The organism is Streptomyces spongiicola (assembly GCF_003122365.1).
GTDB lineage: Bacteria > Actinomycetota > Actinomycetes > Streptomycetales > Streptomycetaceae > Streptomyces > Streptomyces spongiicola.
The window spans coordinates 6,905,858-6,930,520 of sequence record NZ_CP029254.1 but is presented as its reverse complement, the minus strand read 5'-3'; the positions used below and the strand labels follow the sequence as shown (position 1 = coordinate 6,930,520).

23 protein-coding genes and 1 riboswitch are annotated in these 24,663 nt (G+C 75.2%); of the genes, 20 read left to right on the top strand and 3 right to left on the bottom strand.

All coding sequences use genetic code 11. The annotated features are described in order from the left end of the window. The first annotated feature begins 1,056 nt into the window (after positions 1–1,056). The 12 genes from DDQ41_RS30125 to DDQ41_RS30065 all read left to right on the top strand — a co-directional run bounded on the left by DDQ41_RS30125 (position 1,057) and on the right by DDQ41_RS30065 (position 13,537). Positions 1,057–1,932: an alpha/beta fold hydrolase gene (locus tag DDQ41_RS30125; RefSeq protein ID WP_109297295.1), complete on the top strand. Its 876-nt coding sequence runs from the start codon at positions 1,057–1,059 to the stop codon at positions 1,930–1,932. A gap of 527 nt (positions 1,933–2,459) precedes the next feature. Further along, on the top strand, positions 2,460–3,557 hold the full coding sequence (locus DDQ41_RS30115; protein ID WP_109298018.1) for a baeRF3 domain-containing protein: 1,098 nt from the start codon (positions 2,460–2,462) through the stop codon (positions 3,555–3,557). Positions 3,558–3,929: 372 nt separating this feature from the next. After that, positions 3,930–4,922 (top strand): dihydroxyacetone kinase subunit DhaK, encoded by a 993-nt coding sequence (gene dhaK / locus DDQ41_RS30110; RefSeq protein WP_109297294.1) that lies wholly within the window; start codon positions 3,930–3,932, stop codon positions 4,920–4,922. 135 nt (positions 4,923–5,057) lie between these two features. Beyond that, positions 5,058–5,654 carry a dihydroxyacetone kinase subunit DhaL gene (gene dhaL / locus DDQ41_RS30105; RefSeq protein WP_172607596.1) on the top strand — a complete coding sequence of 199 codons (597 nt, stop codon included), beginning with the start codon at positions 5,058–5,060 and terminating at the stop codon, positions 5,652–5,654. Continuing rightward, positions 5,651–6,055, top strand: a complete 405-nt coding sequence (gene dhaM / locus DDQ41_RS30100) for a dihydroxyacetone kinase phosphoryl donor subunit DhaM (protein WP_109297292.1) — start codon at positions 5,651–5,653, stop codon at positions 6,053–6,055. Before dhaL ends, dhaM begins: the two co-directional genes overlap by 4 nt. A gap of 17 nt (positions 6,056–6,072) precedes the next feature. Continuing rightward, a riboswitch (cobalamin riboswitch) is annotated at positions 6,073–6,292 on the top strand. 29 nt (positions 6,293–6,321) lie between these two features. Then, complete coding sequence (locus DDQ41_RS30095; protein ID WP_109297291.1) at positions 6,322–7,014, top strand: energy-coupling factor ABC transporter permease; 693 nt, start codon at positions 6,322–6,324, stop codon at positions 7,012–7,014. Next, entirely contained in the window at positions 7,011–7,379 is a 369-nt protein-coding gene (locus DDQ41_RS30090) for an energy-coupling factor ABC transporter substrate-binding protein (RefSeq protein ID WP_109297290.1), read from the top strand. The genes DDQ41_RS30095 and DDQ41_RS30090 overlap by 4 nt, the downstream gene beginning before the upstream one ends. Before the next feature lie 6 nt (positions 7,380–7,385). Next, a complete protein-coding gene (gene cbiQ, locus DDQ41_RS30085; RefSeq protein WP_109297289.1) occupies positions 7,386–8,135 on the top strand; it encodes a cobalt ECF transporter T component CbiQ in 750 nt (249 codons plus the stop codon). Next, on the top strand, positions 8,132–8,998 hold the full coding sequence (locus DDQ41_RS30080) for an energy-coupling factor ABC transporter ATP-binding protein (RefSeq protein WP_109297288.1): 867 nt from the start codon (positions 8,132–8,134) through the stop codon (positions 8,996–8,998). The genes cbiQ and DDQ41_RS30080 overlap by 4 nt, the downstream gene beginning before the upstream one ends. A gap of 97 nt (positions 8,999–9,095) precedes the next feature. Further along, positions 9,096–11,117: an oxidoreductase gene (locus DDQ41_RS30075; protein WP_109297287.1), complete on the top strand. Its 2,022-nt coding sequence runs from the start codon at positions 9,096–9,098 to the stop codon at positions 11,115–11,117. Positions 11,118–11,141: 24 nt separating this feature from the next. Then, positions 11,142–11,696 (top strand): PadR family transcriptional regulator, encoded by a 555-nt coding sequence (locus DDQ41_RS30070; RefSeq protein WP_109298017.1) that lies wholly within the window; start codon positions 11,142–11,144, stop codon positions 11,694–11,696. Positions 11,697–12,094: 398 nt separating this feature from the next. Then, positions 12,095–13,537, top strand: coding sequence for an FAD-dependent oxidoreductase (locus DDQ41_RS30065; protein ID WP_109297286.1), 1,443 nt, complete (start codon positions 12,095–12,097; stop codon positions 13,535–13,537). An 85-nt stretch (positions 13,538–13,622) separates the two neighbouring features. Here the strand turns inward: DDQ41_RS30065 and DDQ41_RS30060 are convergent, their stop codons facing one another. After that, a complete protein-coding gene (locus DDQ41_RS30060; protein WP_109297285.1) occupies positions 13,623–13,949 on the bottom strand; it encodes a helix-turn-helix transcriptional regulator in 327 nt (108 codons plus the stop codon). Positions 13,950–14,216: 267 nt separating this feature from the next. On the opposite strand from DDQ41_RS30060, the gene DDQ41_RS30055 reads away from it, so the two are divergent. The 3 genes from DDQ41_RS30055 (at position 14,217) to pip (ending at position 17,167) form a co-directional block, all read left to right on the top strand. Beyond that, positions 14,217–14,651 (top strand): universal stress protein, encoded by a 435-nt coding sequence (locus DDQ41_RS30055; RefSeq protein WP_262508621.1) that lies wholly within the window; start codon positions 14,217–14,219, stop codon positions 14,649–14,651. An 88-nt stretch (positions 14,652–14,739) separates the two neighbouring features. Next, positions 14,740–15,807, top strand: a complete 1,068-nt coding sequence (locus DDQ41_RS30050) for a TerC family protein (protein WP_109297284.1) — start codon at positions 14,740–14,742, stop codon at positions 15,805–15,807. Positions 15,808–16,204: 397 nt separating this feature from the next. Continuing rightward, positions 16,205–17,167 carry a prolyl aminopeptidase gene (gene pip / locus DDQ41_RS30045; RefSeq protein WP_109297283.1) on the top strand — a complete coding sequence of 321 codons (963 nt, stop codon included), beginning with the start codon at positions 16,205–16,207 and terminating at the stop codon, positions 17,165–17,167. A 430-nt stretch (positions 17,168–17,597) separates the two neighbouring features. Here pip and DDQ41_RS30040 read toward each other — a convergent pair whose 3' ends face one another. Next, complete coding sequence (locus DDQ41_RS30040) at positions 17,598–18,989, bottom strand: NADP-dependent succinic semialdehyde dehydrogenase (protein WP_109297282.1); 1,392 nt, start codon at positions 18,987–18,989, stop codon at positions 17,598–17,600. Between the two features lie 230 nt (positions 18,990–19,219). On the opposite strand from DDQ41_RS30040, the gene DDQ41_RS30035 reads away from it, so the two are divergent. From DDQ41_RS30035 to DDQ41_RS30015, 5 genes are all read left to right on the top strand, one after another. After that, a complete protein-coding gene (locus DDQ41_RS30035; RefSeq protein ID WP_109297281.1) occupies positions 19,220–19,960 on the top strand; it encodes a LolA-like protein in 741 nt (246 codons plus the stop codon). 157 nt (positions 19,961–20,117) lie between these two features. Beyond that, on the top strand, positions 20,118–20,681 hold the full coding sequence (locus tag DDQ41_RS30030; protein ID WP_109297280.1) for an NUDIX domain-containing protein: 564 nt from the start codon (positions 20,118–20,120) through the stop codon (positions 20,679–20,681). Positions 20,682–20,715: 34 nt separating this feature from the next. Further along, positions 20,716–21,396 carry a glycoside hydrolase family 75 protein gene (locus tag DDQ41_RS30025; protein WP_109297279.1) on the top strand — a complete coding sequence of 227 codons (681 nt, stop codon included), beginning with the start codon at positions 20,716–20,718 and terminating at the stop codon, positions 21,394–21,396. A gap of 146 nt (positions 21,397–21,542) precedes the next feature. Further along, positions 21,543–22,601 (top strand): PHP domain-containing protein, encoded by a 1,059-nt coding sequence (locus DDQ41_RS30020; RefSeq protein WP_109298015.1) that lies wholly within the window; start codon positions 21,543–21,545, stop codon positions 22,599–22,601. A 537-nt stretch (positions 22,602–23,138) separates the two neighbouring features. Further along, entirely contained in the window at positions 23,139–23,525 is a 387-nt protein-coding gene (locus DDQ41_RS30015) for a hypothetical protein (RefSeq protein WP_109297278.1), read from the top strand. 436 nt (positions 23,526–23,961) lie between these two features. Here the strand turns inward: DDQ41_RS30015 and DDQ41_RS30010 are convergent, their stop codons facing one another. Then, on the bottom strand, positions 23,962–24,408 hold the full coding sequence (locus tag DDQ41_RS30010) for an SRPBCC family protein (RefSeq protein ID WP_109297277.1): 447 nt from the start codon (positions 24,406–24,408) through the stop codon (positions 23,962–23,964). Positions 24,409–24,663 lie beyond the last annotated feature (255 nt).

Sequence of the window (24,663 nt, the reverse complement as noted above, 5' to 3'; positions counted from 1 at the left end):
GGGCGGCGTCTCGCGTGCGCGGGGGTGCTCCCCCTCAACAAGCGCATGGCCGACGCCCAGGAGACCAGGCGTCTCGCGTGCGCGGGTGTGCTCCCTCGGCATGCGCTCGCCTTCGCGGCGGCCGGCCGGGACCGGGTGGCACCCGTCCGGGCCCCGGCGGCCCGCGGACCGCCGGACGGCGGGGCCCGGGCCTGCTGGCCGGTTCCGTCGGGCGGATGAACACCCGGGGCCGCCGTGCCCGCTCCCGTGCCCACTCCCGTGCCGTCGAAGGCACCGCGGCGACCACGGGCCGCGGGCAGCAGGCCCACGCTCACCGCTCCGTATGCGCCTCGCCGACGGCCGGCGCGACGGCCGTGCCGCTCAGCTGCGGAGCCGCCTGCGGTCGGCAGGGCAGCGCGGAGGCGTGGGCCGTCGGCGCGCCCGCCGCATCCCGCAGACGCCCGCCGCATCCCGCAGACGCCCGCCGCATCCCGCAGACGCCCGCCGCATCCCGCAGACGCCCGCCGCGCCCCGCAGACGCCCGGTGGCGCCCGGTGGCGCTCGGTGGCGCTCGCAGTCGCCCGGCCGGGGAGCGCCGCGGATCGCGTCCCGTCGCGGCCGTGCCGGTGGGGTGGTACGCGAACAGACACGGATTCCGGCACCCCGCGCCGCCTCGACGAGACGGCCGAAGTCGTCCCCGGGAGGTGCGGGCAACGCCGTGGCCGTCGGCCGGCGCGCGTTCCGGCGGCAGACGACTGCCCCGGAGTGGCGACCGGTGAGGATGCCCGCTCGCGGCGGGTCCTCCAGGACGTCCACGACCGTCTCGCGGGGCGGTGTCCACGCCTCCACGCTCCCCGTTGGCGCAGTGGACGAGCCACTCCGGCCGATGCCCGCTCGCGGAAGCCGGCGGACCTGTGCCGAGCGGTCGTGGAGGCCCGCTTCCGGGCGCGGGCGCCGATGCGTCCAGAATGGGCCGGTGGCCCCACGGCGCCGCCGGGCCACAGGCCCTTCCGGCGAGCCGACGGCCGCACGGCCTGCCGGCACGGCGACATGACGACCCTTCAGGAGGAAACCGCGATGACCGACCCCGTCGAACTCGAACTCCCCGTGGGCGGTGCGACGCTCCGCGTCCTGCGGTTCGGTTCAGGGCCGCGCACGGCGGTCGCGGCGCACGGTATCACCGCGTCCGGGATGTCCTTCCGCGCGGTGGCCCGCCATCTGCCTCCGGAGTGGTCGCTGTTCGCCCTCGACCTCCGGGGCCGGGGCGGCAGCGCGGACGCCCCCGGGCCGTACGGCCTGGACGCCCACGCGTCCGACCTGTGTGCGGCGGCCGAGCGCTGGGGGAACGGAGCGCCCGTCGCGGTCACGGGCCAGTCGATGGGGGCGTGTGTCGCGCTGCGGGCCGCGGCTCGCCGTCCGGAACTCTTCGACCGGCTGCTGCTGGTCGACGGCGGACTGCCGATCCCGGTCGCGGAGGGAGCCGACCCCGACGCCCTGCTCGACGCCTCGATGGGGCCGATACTGGCCAGGCTTGCCAGGACGTTCCCGTCCGACGAGGCGTACGTCGACCTCTTCCGCGCCCATCCCGCCCTCGGACCGGAGTGGAACGACGACATCGAGTCGTACGTCCGCTACGACATCACGGGCCCCGCCGGTGCCCGCCGCTCACGCGCCCAGGAAGGACCGGTCCGCGGGGACGGCCGCGAACTGCTCACCTCCGGTGCGGCCTTCGGCGAAGACCTGACCGGGCTGGCGCTGCCCGCGAAGCTGCTCTACGCGCCCCGCGGGATGACGGGAACGGAGCCCGGCATCCTGTCCACCGGACTGGTCGCGCAGTGGACGGCCCGGGTGCCCCGGCTGACGGCCGAGGCGGTTCCGGACTGCAACCACTACACGATCCTCATGGGCCCGCGGTCGAGGACGGTCGCCGACCGGCTCGTGACCTGGTTCTGATCGGCTGCCCGGACCCGCGTGGGCGGCGGCGGAGGGGTCCGCGTCGACCGGAGCGGACGGCGGCTGCCCGCCACCTCGTGGACGGCTCGGCTGCTCAGCGGCTCGGCTGCTCAGCGGCTCAGCGGCTCAGCGGCTCAGCGGCTCAGCGGCTCGGCGGCTCAGCGGCTCAGCGGCTCGGCGGCTCGGCTGCCGGTACTCGCGCGGGAGCGGGCAGCACGGCCTGGTGGCCTCCCCGGGCGGGCGTGACGGCCCCGCACCCGCGTGGGCGGCTGCGCGGCCGCGGGCAGCCGGAATCCGGGTGCCCGGGTGCGACGACCGGCATCCCCTCACCCCGGCGCCCGGGCAGGGCGGCCGGCCCCGGTTACCGGCCACCCTGCCCGGCCGCCCCACCCGGCCGCTTCCCGCCCCGGTCCTGGTGCCCGCGCAGACGATCGGACTTATGGTGCAAGGAGTCGGTTTCAGCTCGTCGCACTTCGGTGCGGACAGCCCGGCCTCCAGTGCACGCGTGCTCGGAAAGGGTGGTCCCGATGCACCCAGCCCTCAGTTCCGACGACCTGGCCCGGCTTCGCCGGCAGCGGCCCTATCCCGCGGTGTCGGTCCTGATGCCCACACACCGGCGGGAGCCGGACAACGCGCAGGACCCGGTCAGGCTGCGCAATCTGATGGCCGCGGCCAAGGAGCGGCTCAGGGCCGATCCCGCCGTCACCCGTGAGACCCGGATCGACGTGTCCCAGCAGCTCGACCGGGCGCTGGCCGGGATCGACCTGGGGCACGCGGAGGACGGACTGGTGGTCTTCGCCGCTCCGGGCGAGCACGAGGTCTGGATGCTGGGCCGCCCCGTGCCCGAGCGGGTGGTGCTTGCGGACACCTTCCTGACCCGCAATCTCGTATCGGCGCAGGCCGCGGAGCGCCCGTTCTGGGTCCTCGCCGTCGCCTCCGACCGCGCCTCGCTATGGAGCGGCACGGCGGACCGGGTGGCCGAGGAGCGCAACGGGCGGTTCCCGATGGTCCGCAGTGCCGAGAACTTCGACGCCGAACGGCAGGAGCAGATCGGCGATGTGCCGAGCACCTTCCGGGACGAGGCGACACGGCACTTCCTGCGGGAGGCCGACACCGCGCTCGCCTCGGTCCTCAAGGCGGACCCGCGGCCGCTGTACGTGACCGGCGAACCCGCGGCGCTGGCCCTCCTCGACGGCGTCGGCACGGCCGCCAAGGGCCAGGCCGTCCACGTGCCGAGGGGCGGGGTGGCCGGGTCCTCCGGCGACGCGGTCTGGCAGGCGGTGCGCCCGTTCGTCGAGGCGCGCGCCGAGCAGGAGGTCTCGGGCGTCCTCGCGGAACTGGACCGGGCGAGGGGCAGGCGCGCGTTCGCCGCCGGGGTGGACGAGATCCGCCAGAACGTGCAGACGGGCAGGGTCGCGCTGCTGGCCGTGGAGGAGAACTACCGGGAGACCGTGCGGGACACCGGCGGGCATGTGCTGCCCGCCGAGCCGGGGGACCTCGACGCGGTGGTCGACGTCGTGGACGAGATCGTCGAGAAGTCCCTGGACACGGGGGCGGACGTGCGGTTCGTGCCGGACGGCACCCTCGCGGGGATGGGCGGTATCGCCAGCGCCCTGCGCTACTGACGGCCCGCGGGACGGCGGCCCGGCGCTCCCGGTCTGCCGCCGCACCACCGCCGCACGCTCCCGGTCGGCCGCCGCACCACCGCCGTGCGCCACAGATCACCCGCCGCACACTCCCGGTCGGCCGGCGAGGCCGCCCCTCGTCGGCAGCCGCCCCCCGTCGGCAGCCGCCCCGCGTCGGCGGCCGACCGCCGCACGGCGCCGCGGCGGACCTCCGCCCGCACCCGCGGACCGTGCCGGCGGTTTCGCGTGAGCGCGGTGCCGGGCGGGCCGTTTGCGCCGATACTGGCAGAGGGTGTGCGGCGCGTTCCGCCACGGCCCGCCCGGGAGGACACCGTCCGGAGCGATCGACGCCGGTCCCGTCAGGAGGTTCCCATGAGGATGCTCATCAACGTCCCCGAGACGGTGGTCGCGGACGGCCTGCGCGGCCTGGCCGCGGCGCACCCCGGGCTGAACGTCGACGTGGAGAACAGGCTCGTGGTCCGGGGGGACGCCCCGGTCGCGGGCAGGGTGGGCCTGGTGTCCGGAGGCGGGTCGGGGCACGAGCCCCTGCACGGCGGGTTCGTGGGGGTCGGGATGCTCTCGGCGGCATGCCCCGGCGAGGTGTTCACGTCCCCGGTGCCGGACCAGATGGCCCGGGCCGCGGCGGCGGTGGACAGCGGGGCGGGTGTGCTCTTCGTGGTGAAGAACTACACGGGCGACGTGCTGAACTTCGACATGGCGCAGGAGCTCGCCGAGGACGAGGGCGTCCAGGTGGCCAAGGTGCTCGTCGACGACGACGTGGCCGTCCGGGACAGCCTGTACACGGCGGGCCGGCGCGGCACGGGCGCGACGCTCTTCGTGGAGAAGATCGCGGGCGCCGCGGCCGAGGAGGGCGCCCCGCTGGAGCGGGTCGAGGCGGTCGCCCGCCGGGTCGACGAGCGGTCGCGCAGCTTCGGTGTCGCGCTCAGCGCCGTCACCACCCCGGCCAGGGGCACCCCGACGTTCGACCTGCCTGCCGGCGAGCTGGAGTTGGGGATCGGCATCCACGGCGAGCCCGGCCGTGAACGGCGGCCGATGATGACCTCGCGCGAGATCGCGGACTTCACCGTGGAGGCGGTCCTCGACGACCTGAGGCCGTCGAGTCCGGTGCTGGCGCTGGTCAACGGCATGGGCGCGACGCCGCTGCTGGAGCTGTACGGGTTCGGCGCGGAGGTCCACCGGGTGCTCGCCGAGCGCGGTGTGCCGGTGGCCCGGACCCTGGTCGGGAACTACGTCACCTCGCTCGACATGGCCGGCTGCTCGGTGACGCTGTGCGAGGCGGACGAGGAGATCCTGCGGCTGTGGGACGCCCCCGTGGAGACGCCCGCGCTGCGCTGGGGCCGCTGAACCGTGCCCGGCCCGGGCGGAGTTCCCGGCCCGGGCGGCGAGGGCGGTGCCGCGTCCGCGGGCCGCGACGACGCGCACAAGGGAGCCGACGTGCACAAGGGAGCCGACGTGCCACGAGAAGCGGACGCAGACGCGGTGCTCGACGCGGAGTTCTTCCTCCGCTGGATGAACGCCCTCGCGCGGGCGGTGGACCGGGAGGCCGCGCGGCTCACCGAGTTGGACGCCGCGATCGGGGACGCCGACCACGGGACCAATATGCGGCGGGGTTTCACGGCGGTGGCGGCCGCGCTGGAGAAGGACGCGCCGGACACTCCGGGTGCCGTACTGACGCTGGCGGGGCGCCGGCTGATCTCCACGGTCGGCGGGGCTTCGGGGCCGCTGTACGGGACGCTGCTGCGGCGTGCCGGCAAGGCGCTCGGCGACGAGGCCGGGGTGTCGCGGGCGCAGCTCGCCGAGGCGCTGCGCGCGGGGATCGCGGCGGTGGCCCGGCTCGGCGGCGCGAAGGCCGGGGACAAGACGATGCTGGACGCGCTGGAGCCGGCGGCGGCGGCGCTGGACGAGTCCTTCGCGGCTGCGCGCGCGGCCGCGGAGGACGGTGCGGCCGCGACCGTGCCGATGCTGGCCCGCAAGGGCCGCGCGAGCTATCTGGGCGAACGCAGCGTCGGGCACCGGGATCCGGGGGCGGCGTCCTCCGCCCTGCTGGTCGGCGCCCTCGAGGAGGCCGCGCGATGACCGGTGTGGTGGGGATCGTCCTCGTCTCGCACAGCGCGCAGGTCGCCGCGGCGGTCGCCGATCTCGCCCGGAGGCTGGCCGGCTCGGGCGACGGGGTGCCGGTGGCGGCGGCCGGCGGCACCGCGGACGGCGGCCTCGGCACCAGTGCGGACTCGACCGCCCGCGCCGCGCGCGAGGTGGACCGGGGGGCGGGGGTGGCCGTGCTGGTGGACATCGGCAGCGCGGTGCTGACGGTGAAGGCGCTGCTGGCCGAGGGGGACGAACTCCCGGAGGGCACCAGGCTCGTGGACGCGCCGTTCGTCGAGGGGGCCGTCGCGGCGGTGGTCACGGCGTCCGCCGGAGCGGATCTGGACGCGGTGGTGACGGCGGCGGAGGAGGCGTACGGCTACCGCAAGGTGTGACCGTACGCATCCGTACGCGGCTTGTGATGCACCTGGTCAACGCACTAGTGTCGCAGGGCCTTGGTGAACGGGAAACCGGTGGAGTACCGGTGCGGCCCTCGCCACTGTGATCGGGAAGTCCGGCTCTCTCCGCGAGGAAGCCACTGGACGGCCGCGGGAGACCGCGGTGTCCGGGAAGGCGGAGCCCGGGCGGCATGACCCGTCAGCCAGGAGACCGGCCGGGGCGCGTTGTCCATCCACGAGGTGCTGGAGAGGTCTCCCTACCCATGCATATAGCCGAGGGCTATCTGCCCCCTGTGCACGCGGCCGCCTGGGCCGCCGCGTCCGCCCCCTTCGTGATCCACGGCGTACGGGCGCTGACCCGCGAGGTCAGGGCGAACCCCGAGTCCACGCTGCTGCTCGGCGCGGCCGGCGCCTTCACCTTCGTACTGTCGGCGCTCAAGATCCCTTCGGTGACGGGCAGTTGCTCCCATCCGACCGGCACCGGACTGGGCGCGATACTGTTCCGGCCGCCGATCATGGCGGTGCTCGGCACGATCACCCTGCTCTTCCAGGCGCTGCTGCTGGCCCACGGGGGCCTGACCACGCTCGGCGCGAACGTCTTCTCGCTGGCGGTCGTGGGGCCCTGGGCCGGGTTCGGGGTGTACGTGCTGCTGCGGCGGTCCGGGGCGCCGCTGATGGTGGCGGTGTTCTCCGGTGCGTTCACCGCCGACCTGTCCACGTACTGCGTCACCAGCGTGCAGCTTGCGCTGGCGTTCCCCGACCCGGGCAGCGGTGTGGTGGGCGCCCTGGCCAAGTTCGGCGGCATCTTCGCGGTCACCCAGGTGCCGCTGGCGGTCAGCGAGGGCCTGCTGACCGTCCTGGTGATGCGGCTGCTGGTGCGGTCCAGCAAGGGCGAGCTGACCCGGCTCGGGGTGCTCCTCCAGGGCGGGGCGGAGAAGGAGGCCGCGGTCCGATGAGCCGCAACGCGAAGATCAACACACTGCTGCTGGCGATCGTGGCCGCGCTGGCCGTGCTGCCGCTGGCGCTGGGTCTGGGCGACCACAAGGAGGAGCCCTTCGCCGGCGCCGACGGTGAGGCGGAGGCCGCGATCACGGAGATCGCCCCGGACTACGAGCCCTGGTTCGCCCCGTTGTACGAGCCGCCGTCCGGGGAGGTCGAGTCGGCCCTGTTCGCCCTCCAGGCCGCTCTGGGCGCGGGTGTCCTCGCGTACTACTTCGGGTTGCGCAGGGGCCGCCGGCAGGGCGGGGCCCGGGTGGCGGCCGCGCGGGACGCCCGGACGCCCGCCGCCGGTGCGGCCGATTCCGCCGGCGCGGGCGCGTAGTCCCCGATGCTGCCGATCGACGCGGCGGCGCACGGCAGCCGCTGGCGCGGCCGCCATCCGGGCGAGAAGGCGGCGCTCGGCCTGGGCCTGACGGTCTGCGCCGTCGCGCTGCCGCCGTGGCCGGGTGCCGTCCTGGTGGCGGCGGCCGCGGTCGCGGTGCTGCTCGGGCCCGCCGGGGTGGCGCCCCGGCGGCTGTGGCGGGCGTGGCGCATCCCGCTGGGGTTCTGCGTCACGGGCGCGGTTCCGCTGCTGTTCGCGGTGGGCGGCCCGGACGGCTTCGTGGCGCTCGCCCCCGACGGGCCCCCGCACGCGGCCCGGCTGCTGCTGCGGACGTCGGCGGCCTCGCTCGGGGTGCTGCTGTTCGCGTTCACCACGCCGATGTCCGACCTGCTGCCCCGGCTGGCCCGGGCCGGGGTGCCGGGGCCGGTCGTGGACGTGGCGCTCGTGATGTACCGCATCGCGTTCCTGCTGCTGGACGCGGTGCACCGGATCCGCCAGGCGCAGGCCGCCCGGCTCGGCCACACCACCCGGGCGGCGGCCTGGCGGTCCCTCGCGGGGCTCGCCGCCACGGCGTTCGTGCGCGCCTTCGACCGGGCGCAGCGGTTGCAGACGGGGCTCGCCGGGCGGGGCTACGACGGGACGCTGCGGGTCCTGGTGCCGCCGGCGGCGGTGTCCGTGCGCTTCCTGGCGGCGACCGCGGGGCTGCTCGCGGGACTCGTCGCCGTCACCCTCGTACTGGAAAGGTCCGTGCTGTGAGCGGTTCCGTGGACGCGCACGCTCGCGGGGGCGCGGTCCCCGTGGTGGAACTGGCCGGCGCCGGGTTCTCCTACCCGGACGGCCCGCCGGTGCTGCGCGGTGTCGACCTCGCCGTGGCCGGCGGGCGGTGCCTGGCGCTGCTGGGCCGCAACGGGAGCGGGAAGACGACCCTGATGCGGCTGCTGAGCGGCGGGCTGCGCTGCGGTGAGGGGCGGCTGCTGCTGGACGGCGAGCCGGTGGCGTACGACCGCGCAGGGCTCACCCGGCTCCGGACGACCGTGCAGCTGGTGGTGCAGGACCCGGACGACCAGTTGTTCGCCGCCTCCGTGGCCCAGGACGTGTCGTTCGGGCCGATGAACCTGGGGCTGCCGGAGCCGGAGGTGCGGGCCCGGGTGGCCGGGGCGCTCGACGCGCTGGACATCGCGGCGCTCGCGGACCGTCCGACGCATCTGCTGTCGTACGGGCAGCGGAAACGGGCCGCGATCGCGGGCGCGGTGGCGATGCGGCCGCGGGTGCTGGTCCTGGACGAGCCGACGGCCGGGCTCGACCCGCACGGCCAGGAGAGGCTGCTGGCGGTGCTGGAGCGGCTCGGGGAGTCCGGCACGACCGTGGTGATGGCCACGCACGACGTGGACCTGGCGCTGCGCTGGGCCGACGACGCGGCCGTGCTGTCCCCGGCCGGGCTGCGGACCGGGCCGGTGGCGGAGCTGCTGGCGGACCGGGGGCTGCTGGAGGGGGCCCGGCTGCGGCGGCCGTGGGCGATGGCGGCCGAGGAGGTGCTGCGGGCCCGCGGGCTGCTGGAGTCGGGCAGTCCGGGTCCGCGGACCCCGGAGGAACTGGGCCGCTGGGCGGCACCGGCGTAGCGCATCTCACCCGGACCTCGTTGTGCAACTAGTTGCATAACGAGGTCTCCGGCGTCTACAAAAGGGGTCGACGCTTATCGCGCGAGGAGGCGCCCCGATGACCCCGACCCCGTACCCGCATCTGCTCAGCCCGCTCGACCTCGGCTTCACCACACTCCCCAACCGGGTGCTCATGGGCTCCATGCACATCGGTCTCGAAGAGGCCGAGAACGGCTTCGAGCGCATGGCCGCCTTCTACGCCGAGCGCGCCCGGGGAGGCGTCGGGCTGATCGTCACCGGCGGCATCGCCCCCAACGACGCGGGGCGCCCGTACGAGGGCGGCGCCAAACTCACCACCGAGGAGGAGGCCGCGCAGCACCGCACGGTCACCGCCGCGGTGCACGCGGAGGGCGGCCGGATCGCCATGCAGATCCTGCACTTCGGCCGCTACGCCTACCATCGGGAGCTGGTGGCGCCGAGCGCGCTGCAGGCCCCCATCAGCCCGTTCGTCCCCCACGCCCTCACCGACGAGGAGGTCGAGCAGACCGTCGAGGACTATGTCCGCGCGGCCGGGCTGGCGAAGGCCGCGGGGTACGACGGCGTCGAGATCATGGGCTCCGAGGGCTACCTCGTCAACGAGTTCATCGCGAGCGCCACCAACCACCGGGACGACCGCTGGGGCGGCTCCTACGCGAACCGGACCCGCTTCCCCCGCGAGATCGTCCGCCGCACCCGCGAGCACGTCGGCGACGACTTCATCATCGTCTACCGGCTGTCGATGCTCGACCTCGTGCCCGGCGGCTCCTCGCTCGACGAGGTCGTCGCGCTCGCCAAGGAGATCGAGGCCGCCGGCGCGACCGTCATCAACACCGGCATCGGCTGGCACGAGGCCCGGATCCCGACCATCGCGACCTCGGTGCCGCGCGCCGCGTACACCTGGGTGACCGAGAAGCTGATGGGCGCGGTGTCCGTACCCCTGGTCACCAGCAACCGGATCAACACCCCCGAGGTCGCGGAGCGGGTGCTCGCCGAGGGCCGCGCGGACATGGTGTCCATGGCGCGGCCCTTCCTCGCCGACCCCGACTTCGTCGCCAAGGCCCGCGAGGACCGCGCCGAGGCGATCAACACCTGCATCGGCTGCAACCAGGCGTGCCTGGACCACACCTTCAGCGGCCGGATCACCTCCTGCCTGGTCAACCCGCGGGCCTGCCACGAGACCGAGCTGGTCCTCTCCCCCACCCGGCTGCGCAAGCGGCTGGCCGTGGTCGGAGCCGGCCCGGCCGGCCTGGCGTTCGCGGTCGCGGCGGCCGAACGCGGCCACGCGGTGACGCTGTTCGACGCCGCCGACGAGATCGGCGGGCAGCTCAACATCGCCAAGCGCATCCCGGGCAAGGAGGAGTTCGAGGAGACGCTGCGCTACTTCCGCACCCAGCTGGAGCTGCGCGGGGTGGAGGTCCGGCTCGGGACCTTCGCCACGCCGGAGCTGCTGACCGGGTACGACGAGATCGTGGTCGCGACCGGGGTCACGCCGCGCGTCCCCGACATCGAGGGCGTCGACCACCCCAGCGTCGTCGGCTACCTCGACGTGCTGCGGGACGGCGCGGAGGTCGGCGAGCGGGTGGCCGTCGTCGGCGCCGGCGGGATCGGCTTCGACGTGGCGGAGTTCCTCACCGACGGCGGCGAGGGCGCGAGTCTCGACGCGGAGACGTACTTCCGGCAGTGGGGCGTGGACACCGGCTACGCCGAGCGGGGCGGGCTGCGTGCCCCGGAGCGGCCGAGGCCGCCGCGCACCGTGCACCTCCTCCAGCGCAAGGCGTCCAAGGTCGGCGCGGGACTCGGCAAGACGACGGGCTGGATCCACCGCGCGGAACTCAGGCACCGCGGCGTCACGATGGTCGCGGGGGCGGCGTACGACCGGATCGACGACGAGGGCCTGCACATCACGGTGGACGGCACGGCGAGGACGATCCCCGTGGACACCGTGGTGCTGTGCACCGGCCAGGAGCCGAGGCGCGGCCTGTACGAGGAACTGGCCGCCGCGGGCCGCACCGTGCACCTCATCGGCGGCGCCGACGTGGCCGCCGAGCTGGACGCCAAACGCGCCATCGACCAGGGCACCCGGCTGGCGGCCGGGATCTGACGCCGCCTCCCTAGGATGCCGGTCATGTCCCTCCCGCACGCCATCCTCACCGCCCTGCTCGAGAAGCCGTCCTCGGGCCTGGAGCTGACCCGCCGCTTCGACCGGTCCATCGGCTACTTCTGGTCGGCGACGCACCAGCAGATCTACCGCGAACTGGGGAAGCTGGAGGAGGCGGGGCTGATCCGCGCCCTGTCCTCCGCCCAGCCGGCCAGGGGAAGGCGGAAGGAGTACGAGGTGCTGCCGGCCGGCCGCGCGGAACTGGCCGGCTGGGTGGGCAGGAGCGAGGACCCCAGACCGGTCCGGGACGCGCTGCTGCTCCGGCTGCGCGCGGCGGCGGTGGTGGGAACGGAGGGGCTCGAGGCGGAACTGGACCGGCATCTCGACTGGCACCGCAGGCAGTTGGCGGAGTACGAGGACATCCAGCGGCGCCACTTCCCGCCGGAGCGGGACGCGGCCGGGGACCGCCTGCGGCACGTGGTGCTGCGCGGCGGGATCGAGCTGGAGCGGTTCTGGATCGGCTGGCTCACGGAGGCGCTGGCGGAGATCGGGGGGCCGCCGCCGGGTCCTCGGCCGCGGTAGGCGCCGCCGCGCCCGGGCCGCCCGTCCCCCCGCGCGGGGGCGCCCGTCCTCCCGCGCGAGGACGGCCGTGGACCCGCGCGGGGACGGCCGTGGACCGGCGCGAGGACGGCCGTGGACCGGCGCGAGGACGGCCGTGGACCGGCGCGGGGACGGCCGTGGACCGGCGCGGGGACGGCCGTGGACCGGCGCAGTGGCGCCGCCGCGCCCGGGCCGCCCGTCCCCGGGCGAAGCCCCTCGGGGCGGGCCGCGGGAGTCCCCCGCCCTGTGCGCGGACGGAGTCGCCCTCGCAGCACGCCCTACCACATCCGGCACCCGCGGCTCACGGCCGGTGAACCTCGCCTCCCGCCGCGGGGATACTGGTCGGCCGTAGCAGGACTCGCCGACCACGAGGGGCGGACATGGCGGACCACGCGCGGAAAGAAGGCGGCCGGCGGCCGCACGGGGACGGGCGGCACGCCGTCGTGATCGGGGGGAGCCTCGCCGGCCTGCTCGCGGCGCACGTGCTGGCCGGCCACGCCGACCGGGTGACCGTCGTGGAGCGCGACCGGATCCCGGACGGCCCGGAGCCTCGTCCCGGAGTCCCGCAGAGCAGGCACGCCCATGTACTGCTGGAGAGCGGCCGGCTGGCGCTCGACTCCCTGCTGCCCGGGTTCACGGCCGAGCTGCGGGCGGCCGGGGCACCCCGGGTGGGCATGCCCGAGGACATGGTGGCGTGGAGCGGCGGCTGGATCCGGCGGACCGCCCCGACGACCCATATCCACACCGGTTCCCGCGCCCAGCTCGAGCATCTGGTGCGCAGGCGTGTGCTGGCCGATCCGGCGATCAGGACCGTGGAGTCCACGGAGGCCGTCGGGCTCACCGGCGACGCCCTCCGGGTGCGGGGTGTGCTGCTGCGGGAGCGCGGCGGCACGAACGGCACCGGGGGCGGCGGCGCCTCGGGACACCGGCAGCGGACGCTCGCGGCCGACCTGGTCGTGGACGCCTCCGGGCGGGGCTCGCGCGCCCCGCGGTGGCTGGCCGCCCTCGGCGCGGAGCCGCCGCAGGAGGAGTCCATCGACACCGGCCAGGCGTACGCCTCGCGCGTCTACCGCGACGCCGGCGCCCACCTCGGCACGGAGGCCCTGGCGTACTGGTTCTACCCGAACCCCTCGCAGACGTACGCGGGCGGGGTGCTCCCGCTGGAGGACGGCAGCCATCTCGTGGCGCTCGCCGGTCTCCGCGGCCAGGAACCGCCCACGGACGACGCGGGGTTCACCGCCTTCGCCGCGCGCCTGCCCCACCCGCTGGTGCACGAGTGGCTGCGCACCGCCGAACCGCGGACCCCGGCGTACGGCTTCCGGTCGACGGCCAACCTGCGGCGCAGATACGACCGTCCGGGCCGGCGCCCCGCCGGGTTCCTCGCCACCGGCGACGCGCTGTGCACCTTCAACCCGATCTACGGGCAGGGCATGTCGGTCGCCGCGATGAGCGCCGTCGCGCTGCGCGACGCCCTGGCCTGCCCGCGTCGCAGGCCGACGACCCTCCGGGTGCAGCGGGCGCTCTTCGACGCCTCGCGCCAGGCGTGGGACATCTCCGCGGGTGCCGACCGGGCCATGCCGGGGGCGGTGGGGAACGCCGTCAGCTCCCGGGCCGCGGACGGCCCGGTCGGCTGGTACCTGGACCGCGTCCAGCGGCGGTACGCGGGCGATCCGCTGCTCGTCGGCCCGGTCTTCCGCTCCGTGCTGACGCTCACCACTCCCCTGAGCGCCCTGTTCGCCCCGAGGATGGCGAGGGCGGTGCTGTTCGGCCCCGTGGTCCGGCCGCCCGCGGCACCGCCGATGCGGGCGGAGACCGCGGGCTGAACCGGCCGGGCGGCGGGTGCCCGGCGCCCGCCGCCCGGCGGCGGGTGCCCGCGGCAGGCCGGCTGCGGGCGGCGCTCCCCGGCCCTCAGGGCGCGGTCCGGGGCTCCTGGGTGTTCTCGCGGTGGAGGAAGGTGTTGAGCAGGTCGCCGACGGGGTGGCCGGCCTCATGGGGGTGGCGCAGCGCAAGGGTGGCGTCGATGGCGTAGCGGTTGCGGCGTCCGACGCGGGTCCGGGTGAGGTATCCGGCGCTCTCCAGGTCGGCGACGATGAGCTGGACGGCGCGCTCGGTGATGCCGATCGCGGCCGCGACGTCGCGCAGCCGGGCTTCGGGATCGCCGGCCAGGCAGAGCAGGACGCGAGCGTGGTTGGTCAGGAACGTCCAGGTGCCACCGCGGGCCGGGGAGGCGCTCATGGGGTCCACCCTACCCTCTCACCTGAACCCAAATTGACGAAAATCTTTTCGCGTAAACATTGACGCTCATAGCTTTTCGGGTGACCCTGGAGGTGTCGCACCACCTACCCCGAAGGGGTGATGGCCGTGAACCTCCCGCCGACGCGCCACCGGACGCCCGGTGCCCCCGCGCCGGGCAGTCCCCACCTCCCCGGGTCCTTCGGGTCCTTCCCCGGGTCCTTCCCCGCGGCGTTTCCGGCGGCGTTCCCCGCGTCACTTCCGCGGCCGGTGACCGCCGTGCTGACCGACCGGCTCGACGACGTCGCCGTCGCGGACGCCGCCGCCCGCATGGCCGCCGCACACGGCGTGCCACTGCTGCTCGTCGCCGTACTGCCGTACTCCCCCGCCCCGGAGCGAGACGTCCGGCCGGACGGCGCGGCGGCCCGGGCGGTACTCGGCCGGGTGCTGCCGTGCATCGGCCGCGCCCGGGTCGGATACATCCCGGCCGTCCACCCCGGCCCTGACGCACCGGGCGGCAGACTGCGGGCGGCGACCGGTCTGCTCGTCCTGGCCGCTCGCCACCACTCGCCGGTGGTACTCGCCTCCCGCAACGGCCCGGCGGGGCTGGACGCCCGCAGCCTGATCGAGGCGGCCGCGCTGCGCGGCGGGCCCTCCGTGCACGCCGTCCCCCCGGCGCCCCGGGCGCTTCACACCGCTCGATGACCGCCCGTCCGGCCCCCGGCTGCCCGGCCACCGCACGCGCTCCCCGGCCGGGCCGCTTCCGCCACCACGACGAGGAAGCCGTATCCGTATGAGCGACCTGTCGTTCCCGGTTCCGCTGTGGGTGTGGGCGGCGGTGACCCTCGGCATCGGTGCGATGCTGGCCGTCGACCTGCTCGCCCACCGCGACAACCACGTGATCGGCTTCCGCGAGGCCGCGGTCTGGAGCGGCGTCTGGATCGCCGCCGGTCTGGGCTTCGGCCTGGTCCTGCTCGTGTGGCAGGACGGCGACGTCGCCACCACCTACTACGCCGGCTACCTGATCGAGAAGGCGCTGTCGGTCGACAACGTCTTCGTCTTCGCGCTGGTCTTCTCCTTCTTCGCCGTACCGGACGCCTACCAGCACAAGGTCCTCTTCTGGGGCGTCATCGGAGCCCTGGCGGCCCGCCTGGTGTTCATCTTCGTCGGCGCGGAGCTGCTGCGGGTGTTCTTCTGGACCGCCTACCTCTTCGGCGCGTTCCTGATCTGGACCGGCTGGAAGATGGCCGCGTCCAAGGACGAGGAGGTCCATCCCGACCGCAACCCCGTCGTCCGCCTCGTCAGGAAGGTCGTCCCGACCGACGCCCGGTTCCACGGGGACAGGTTCTTCACCCGCGTCGACGGCCGGCGGGTGGCGACCCTGCTGTTCGTGGTCCTCGTCGCGATCGAGGCCACCGACCTGGTCTTCGCCGTCGACTCCGTCGCCGCGATCCTGGCGATCACCACCAACACCTTCCTGGTGTGGACCGCCAACGCGTTCGCCGTCCTGGGCCTGCGCAGCCTGTACTTCTGCCTCGCCGGACTGCTGCGCCGCTTCCGGTACCTGCACTACGGCCTGGCGGTGCTGCTCGCCTTCGCCGGGGTCAAGCTGATCCTGTCCGAGACGCCCGTAGGCAAGCTGCCCATCCCCCTCACCCTGGGAGTCATCGCCGCCACGATCACCGTCTCCATCACCTGGTCCCTGATCGCCACCCGCGACCGGCCCGGCGGTGACGACGGCCCCGCCGCGGCGCCGGGCACCGCGGGCACCACCGGAACGGCGCCCGCCGAACACGGCCCCGACCCCGGCGCGTCGAGCACCCGGAGCCGTATCGACCGACCGCCGCCACGACCACGGTGAACCGGGAGCGTGGGGCCGGGTCCACCGGCCACCGGCCACCGGTGCCCGTACGCCCGTCGCGGGCTCCCCACCCCGCGCGACGGTGACGGCGTCGGCGACGGCGTCCCGGCGTCGTCGCCCGCTCCGAGGGCACCGCGGCGGGTGGGCACGGCGCTCCCGGCGGCCCTCCTCGCCCGGCCGGAAAACCGCTGGGAACGCGGTGCATCCGGCGGCTAGCGTGGCCGGTTCGCCGCCCGGCCGGAAAACCGCTGGGAACGCGGTGCATCCGGCGGCTAGCGTGGCCGGTTCGCCCCCGGCGGAGCCTCCCGCTCCCCCGGAGCCGTACCCGGGCGCGCCCGGTGCGGGGCGGGCCACCACTCGTCACCACTCGTCACCGCTCGAGATCTGAGGAGCCGTCATGCCCACGCTGTACCCGCCCATCGAGCCCTACCGGCAGGGCATGCTCGACACCGGCGACGGCCACCACGTGTACTGGGAGGTCTGCGGCAATCCCGAGGGCAAGCCCGCCCTGGTGGTGCACGGCGGCCCGGGAACGGGGTGCAAACCCGGTGCCCGGCGCCGGTTCGACCCTGAGCGCTACCGGATCGTCCTGTTCGACCAGCGCGGCTGCGGCCGCAGCACCCCGCACGCGAGCGACCCCCGCGCCGACCTGGCGACCAACACGACCGGGCACCTGCTGGCCGACATGGAGCGTCTGCGGGAGCTCCTGGGCATCGACCGCTGGCTGCTGTACGGGGGCTCCTGGGGATCGACGCTGCTGCTCGCCTACGCCCAGCGCCATCCGGAGCGGGTGTCGGAGATCGTCGTCAACGGGGTGACGACGACCCGCCGTTCGGAGATCGACTGGCTCTACCGGGGCGTGGCGCGGTTCTTCCCCGAGCAGTGGGACCGCTTCCTGGCCGGGGTCCCGGAGGCCGGACGGGACGGCGACCCGGTCGCCGCGTACGCGCGCAGGATGAACGACCCGGACCCGAAGACACGGACGAAGGCCGCTCAGGACTGGTGCGCCTGGGAGGACGCCGTCGTCTCGCTGGAGCCCTACGGCCCGTCCGGGGTCTACTCCGACCGCCCCTCGGCTGCCCGGATCGCGCTCGTCCGGATCGCCTCGCACTACTTCGCGCACGGGGCGTGGCTGGAGGAGGGCGTGCTGCTGCGGAACGCGCCACTGCTCACCGGGATCCCCGGGGTGCTGGTGCACGGCAGGCTCGATCTGTCCAGTCCTCCGGACACCGCCTGGGAACTGTGCCGGGGATGGCCGGACGCCCGGCTGGTGACGGCCGGCGACGCGGGACACCTGGGCAGCGATGCGGCGGACGAGGAGGTGCTGGCCGCGCTCGACGGCTTCGCCGGCTGCCGCTGAGCCGCGCCCCGGCCCCTCGGCCCCGCCTGCTCACCCCTCACCCCCCCCCGGCCCCTCGGCCCCGCCTGCTCACCCCTCACCCCCCCCCGGCCCCTCGGCCCCGCCTGCTCACCCCTCACCCCCCCCCGGCCCCTCGGCCCCGCCTGCTCCCCCCTCACCCCCCCCCGGCCCCTCGGCCCCGCCTGCTCACCCCTCACCCCCCCCCGGCCCCTCGGCCCCGCCTGCTCACCCCTCACCCCTCACCCCCGGCCCCTCGGCCCCGCCTGCTCACCCCTCACCCCTCACCCCCGACCCCTCAGCCCGGACCGCCGCCGCGGCCCGGCGACCGCGCATCCACCCGGACCGGGCGGGCCCTGAGCGGACGGCGGGGCCTCCCGCATCCACGGCGCAGACCCGGGCCCGCGCCCCGCACCGGGCGCGGCCGCCCTCCTCAGGCGGCGGTCCAGACGGTCGTGATGTTGCAGAACTCCCTGATCCCGTGGCCGGACAGCTCACGCCCGTAGCCGGACCGCTTCACCCCGCCGAAGGGCATCGCCGGATGGGAGGCGGTCATCCCGTTGAAGAAGATCCCGCCCGCCTCCATGTCCCGGACGAAGCGCTCCATGTCGCCCGCGTCCCTTGTCCAGATGTTCGAACTCAGCCCGAAGGGCGAGTCGTTGGCGACCGCCACGGCCTCGTCGAGATCGGCGACGCGGTAGACGGTCGCGACGGGGCCGAAGGCCTCCTCGTGGTGGATCCGCATCTTCGGGGTGACTTCCGTGAGGACCGTCGGCAGGTAGTACCACCCGGCCGGCCGGTCCTCGGGGCGGCCGGCGCCGCACAGCGCCCGCGCCCCGCGCCGTACGGCGTCGTCGACCAGCTCCTCCAGGTCGGCGCGGCCCCGCTCGGTGGCCAGCGGTCCGACGTCGGTGGACTCGTCCATCGGATCGCCGACGGCGAGCGCCTCCATCCGTGCGGTGAAGCGCTCGGTGAAGGCGTCGTGGACGTCCTCGTGGACGATGAAGCGCTTGGCCGCGATGCACGACTGCCCGTTGTTCTGGACCCGGGCGGTGACCGCGATCCGCGCGGCCCGGTCCACGTCGGCGGACGGCATGACCACGTACGGGTCGCTGCCGCCGAGTTCCAGAACGGTCTTCTTGACCTCGTCGCCGGCGATCGAGGCGACGGAGCGCCCCGCCGGCTCGCTGCCGGTGAGCGTCGCCGCGGCCACCCGCGGATCGCGCAGCACGCCCTCGATCGCCCCCGCACCGACCAGCAGGGTCTGGAAGCAGCCGTCGGGGAAGCCGGCCCGGTGGAAGAGGTCTCCCAGGTAGAGAGCGGTCTGCGGGACGTTCGACGCGTGCTTGAGCAGTCCGGTGTTGCCCGCCATCAGCGCGGGTGCGGCGAACCGCACGACCTGCCAGAGCGGGAAGTTCCAGGGCATCACGGCGAGCACCACGCCCAGCGGGCGGTAGCGGACGGTGACGCCGGAGGCGCCCGAGTCCCTCACGTCGCCGTCCGACGGGTGCTCGTCGGCGAGCAGTTCCTCGGCGTGCTCGGCGTACCAGCGCATCGCCTTGACGCACTTGGCCGCCTCGGCCCTGGCCGCCACCAGCGGCTTGCCCATCTCGCTCGTCATGGTGCGGGCGATGTCCTCCCGGTCCTCCTCCAGCAGCGCCGCGGCCCGCCTCAGGCACCGGGAACGCTCCGGGAAGGACGTCGTGCGGTAAACGCGGAAGGTCGCGTGGGCGGCGGCCAGGCGGCTCTCGACCTCCCCGGGGCCGTTGGCTTCGAAGGTCTTGAGCGTTTCGCCGGTCGCGGGATTCACACTGGCGATGGCCATGGCGGTGTCCTCCTTCGGCCTTCGGCCGCACCTACGACCCTGCCGCGCCCGGAGCGGCGCCGCAACGCGACGCTTCCGGGCGGCGGCACCCGACCGCCGGCCGCGTCACGGGCCGGCCCGGGACCGCCGCAGCCCTTCCGGCGCCTCACCCGAACGGGCGACGGGAGCCCCCTCGGCGTAGGCTCGGCAACGGCGGACCATCCACCGGGCGCGCTTCCCGGGAGGCGATCGTGAGCGCACACCACCGGACCTGGACGCCGGCGCTGTTCGCGGCTCTCCTCGCGGTCGCCCTCGCGTCGGGCGGCAGCGCGTACGCGGGCGACGACATCGAGACGCTCACGGCCCGGCAGATCGCCGAAAAGGCCCGCGAGGCCCTGCTCGACGCGGAGTCGGTGCGCATCACCGGCGAGGGCGACCTGCGGGAGCCGGGCTCTCCGATCGAGCTGGACCTCGCCCTCGACCGCTCGGGCAACTGCGCCGGGACGGTCGGCGTGGGCGGCGAGGGCTCCGTGGAGATCATCAAACGCGGTGAGACGGTGTGGATGAAGCCGGACGCCGCGTTCTGGAAGAACCAGGTGCCCGGCGGCGGCGAAGCGGTCAGGGGACTCGTCGGGGACCGCTATCTGCGCGGCACCACCGACACCGGCCTGCTCCGGGGCATCGCCCGGGTCTGCGACCTGGACACGTTCGTCGACCGGCTCACCGACGTCCCCATCGGCGCCATCCCTCTCACCAAGGGCGAGAAGACGGAGGTCGACGGCGTCGGGGCCATCCCGGTGACGGGCACTCCGGCAGGCCGGACGATCACTCTGTACGTCGCCGCCGAGGGCGAGCCCCATCCGGTGCGCCTGGTGGTGGCGAGTGCCGGCGCGACGAAGGCGACCGTGGACTTCTCGGACTACGACAAGCCGGTCCCGACCGCGACTCCCCCGGCCGGCGACAGCGTGGACCTGAACACTCTCCTGGGCTAGGCGCCTCCGCCCTCCCGGACCGGACGCCCGTACGCCGTCCGGCCCGGCCGCTCCCGGGAGTGAACCGGCGGTGAGCCCGGGCAGGGCCGTCCATCCCGCTGCCGGCACCCCTTCGGTCCGATGGCGACGGCCGTGGGCCCCCCGCAGACTCGGCAGCATGTCGGGCAAGCGAAGCGCCGGGCTCCTGCTGTTCCGGGGCACCGCGGCGGATCTCGAGGTGCTGATCGGGCACATGGGAGGCCCCTGTCGGGCCGCCGGGGACGAGGTCGCGTGGCCGGTTCCCAAGGGCGGGTACGGCCCGGAGGAACGGCCGGAGGCGGCGGCGCGGCGGGAGCCCGGGGAGGAACTCGGGCTGCCCGCCTCGGACGGCGGGCGCATCGCGCTCGGTGAGAGCCGTCAGGGGGGCGGCGGGTCCGTCACCGTCCGGGCGGTCGAGGGCGACCTCGATCCCCGTTCGGTGGTGCCCGGCACGCTCGATCCCCGTTCGGTGGTGCCCGGCACGCTCACGCCCCGTTCGGTGGTGCCCGGCACGCTCACGCCCCATTCGGTGGTGCCCGGCACGCTCACGATGCAGAGGCCGCCGCGGTCCGGCGTACCGACGGGGTTCCCCGAGGTCGACCGGGTCGGCCGGTTCCCCCTGGAGCGCGCGGCGGAGCCGCTCGTCCCGGGCCGGCGGACCTTCCTGGAACGGCTCGCCCACCACATACGCGGCGGCCGCTGAAGGCGGCCGCGCCCCTAACCGGAGGAAACAGCCCGTGTCCCGTTGCTCCAAGGCCGTCGCCCTGTCCGGCGCGGCACTCCTCGTCGCGGCCGCCCTGCCGGCCACCGCCACCGCCCGTCCCACCTACGAGGGCTCCGTGACAGCGCGCGAACTCCTCGCCAAGGTCCGCAGCTGCACACGGATATCCGACGGACTGTTCCGCTCCGACGCGGACCAGGAGGAGTCCATACCCGTGTGCGGCACCAGCTCGGTGGTCTTCTGGAAGGCGGACCTCGACATCGACTGCGACGGCCTCGGCAGCCCGGAGTGCAACCCGGACACCGACGAGTACTGGCAGCCCGAGACCGCCTACTGGGACTCCGAGGGATACCCGCTGGACTCCGCCGACCTGCCGTTCATCGTCGTACCGGCGATCAGCCGGGTCTGGGACTACAACTACTCGCGCATCCGCGGCGGCACCGTCGCCGCCGTGATCTACCGCAACCGGGTCGTCTACGCGGTGGTCGGCGACGTCGGCCCGACCGACCTGATCGGCGAGGCGTCGCACGCCACCGCCCGGGCACTGGGCATAGACCCCGATCCGACCACCGGCGGCGTCAACTCCGGAGTGACGTACATCCTGTTCCGGGACTCCAGGGTCACCCCCATCGAGTCGCACCGGGCCGCGGTGCGGCTGGGCGACAGACTCGCGCGGAAGTTCGTCGGTCGCTCCTGACGTACGGCGGGAGCACCATGGGAGGGACGGGACCGGCGAGGAAGGGCGGTGCGATGACGGCCGACGACAGGCCGCCGGGCGCCCGCCCGGCCCCGGGGGCGGCGCCCGGGCCCCGCTCCCGCGGCGCCGGCCGGCGGCACCCGGCCATGGACCCGGTGGAGGCGCTGGACCGGATCGCCTTCCTGCTCGAGCGGTCCGAGGCCCCGACGTACCGGGTACGCGCCTTCCGTACCGCGTCGGCGGCGATCGCGGCCCTGGGCGAGCGCGAGGTGGGCGAGCGGGCCGCGGCCGGCTCGCTGGAGTCGGTGCGGGGCCTCGGGCCCAGGACCGCTCAGGTCGTCAGGGAGGCCCTGGCCGGCCGGGTACCGGCGTATCTGCGGCAACTGGAGGAGGAACAGGAGGAGGAAGCGGGCGCGCGGGCCGAGGGGAACGCTCCCGGGGCCCGGCTGCGCGCGGCGCTCCGCGGGGACTGCCATCTGCACTCGGACTGGTCCGACGGCGGCAGCCCGATCCAGGCCATGGGGCGCGCCGCGGTCGCTCTGGGGCACGAGTGGGCCGTGCTCACCGACCACTCCCCGAGGCTCACGGTCGCACGAGGGCTCAGCCCGGAACGGCTGCGTGAGCAGCTGGACGTGGTCGCCGAACTCAACCGGACCTGGCGGCCGTTCCGGCTGCTCACCGGCATCGAGTGCGACATCCTGCCGGACGGCTCGCTCGACCAGGAGCCGGAACTGCTCGACCGGCTGGACGTGGTGGTGGCGTCCGTGCACTCCCGGCTCCGGATGGAGTCACGGCCGATGACCCGGCGGATGGTCGCCGCGGTGACCGATCCGCTCGTCGACGTCCTCGGGCACTGCACGGGACGGCTGCTGAAGGGGCGTGACGGAGGCCGCGGACGGCCGGAGTCGGACTTCGACGCGGACGAGGTGTTCGCGGCCTGCGCCGACTCCGGCACGGCGGTGGAGATCAACTGCCGCCCGGACCGGCTCGATCCGCCGCGCCCGCTGCTGCGGCGCGCCGTGGCGGCGGGCGTGCTCTTCGCGATCGACAGCGACGCCCACGCTCCGGGCCAGCTCGACTGGCAGATCAACGGATGCGCTCGGGCCGAGGAGTGCGGGGTGCCCGAGTCGCGTGTGGTCAACACCCGGGGTGCGCAGGACGTGCTGCGGTGGGCGCGGACGGGGGAGCTGCCGAGCGCGGGCTGAGCGGTGCGCGGTCACGGAGGAGGGGGCGGAGGCGGAGAAGAAGGGGCATCAGGCACAGGCATCAGGCCGAGACTGAGGGCACAGGCACAGGCACAGGCATCAGGCCGAGACTGAAGGCGCAGACTCAAGGCAGAGGCGTGAGGCAGAGGCGTGAGACGCAGGCTCAAGGCAGAGGCGGAGGCGGACCGCCCGCGGGTACCCGCGGGCGGTCGGGGTTCCGGCCGGCGCCTCCGGTACGGGGCACCACGGCACGGCCGTAAACATGGCCCGGCCGTGCGGGGCTTACGGCCCGGTCCGGCCAGGGCACGGCGTACCGCCCCGGCCCGGCACCCGGCGTTCGGGCGCCGCCCGCGTTCCGGCCGCGCCGCGCCCAGCCACAGCCACAGCCACAGCCACGGTGCTCGTCCCGTCCGGGCCGGGCACCGCACCCACTCGTCCCGGCCGTGCGATGCCCCCGCCCCGGCCGCGTGCCGTCCGGGCCGGGAAGTGCGACCTTGGAGTGGGACCGTCCCTGTGTGAGAGAGGACGCGGATCACCATGGCCGTCATCGACAGGCACGAGGAAGTATCGGTGCAGCTCACCGGCGCGCCCGAGGACGCCGACGCCGTCTTCGCCGCGCTGCTCGCGGCCTACCCCTGCGACCGGGACGCGGCGGAGCACCCCCACCGGGAGGGCCGGGGCGACCACCCCACCATCTGGTCGGCGACCTATGACGTGGCATCGCCCGACACGGCCGGCCCCGTGGCGGCGACGGCACTCCGCGCGCCGGTGGGAGCGGAGCTGTCGGGCTCGTACGCGGCGGTGGACCGGCTGGCGCGGGCCATGACCACGGGCTTCGCGGTCGAGGTGGAGCACGCGGTGTCCGGGGACGGTGAGAAGCAACTGCGGCTGCGGCTCGACTCGCCGTCCACCGCGGGCGGCTGAGGGAACCGGCAGAGGCGGGGGACGACCGGCAGAGGCGGGGGACGGAGACCGCCGGAAGCGGCACGGGAGCCGTGTCCTTCTGGATCGCCGTCCGGCTCATGGGCCCGGCCGGCCGCGACCGGCGTACGGCTTCGCCCGCCGCAGGCGCCCGGACGGCGTCCCGGGGCGGGCGGGCCGGCCTGTGGAAACGGGTCCCCGGCCCCGGCGTCGCGCTCGGCACGCCCCCGGCAGCGCCGTATGCGCTTCGGACAGATGCAGCCCTCGCGGGCTCCCGGCCGTCGCGCCCCGCCGGCGCACCGCACCGCCGCACGCCCGCCCTGCGCGTGCGGCGGAATCGCGGCGGAATCGCGGCGGGATTACGCCGGCAGGCGCGCAGTCGGCGGGCGCGGCACACGGCGGCCGTGATGACCGTCGCGGGCGCGGCACGCCGCCGCGGTCAGGACGCCTCGACCGCCGCCTTGATGCGCCGGGCGAAGGCGTCCGCGTCCTTGCGCGCAGCGCTCAGCGCGAAACCGACGAGCAGTTTGCCCAGGCCGTGGCCCTCCAGGGTGTTGAACACGGTGAGCCTGGTCCGCCCGGCGTCGACTGCCTCCAGGTCGTACCCGCCTTCGGGGACCGTCACCAGGTTCTTCGACAGCTCCGTCCAGCGGATGCGGTGCGGCGGCTCGAACCCGCTGATGCGGAACTCGCGGGAGGTGGTCATCCCCGCGTCCCTGACCTTGCTGCGATAGACCGTGTCCAGGCCGGTCGGACCGTCGGTCGTCTTCGTCATCTCCTGCACCCTGGGGCTGAATGTGCGATCGTTCCCGCCGTCCGCCAGGAACGCGAAGACCTCTTCGACCGGGCGGTCGATGACGACCGTCCCCTCGAACCGTCCGGCCATGCCCACTCCCTCTCCGTAGGAACCGGAGCGTCTCCGGTGCTCGGTACTGCTCCAGCCTGCGGCCCGCTCCCCGACGGGACCGGTGGGCCCGGTCCGTACGGGTGACGCGCTGCCGCGGTATCCCGCGGTATCCCGCGGTCCGTACGGCGGTCCGCGGCCCCGGCCCTCGGCCCCGGTCGCCGGGGCAGGCCCTCCGGCTCCGGCTCCCTTCGCGGGGCCCGGCGTCTGCTCGGTCCGGGGCCCGGCATCGGCTCC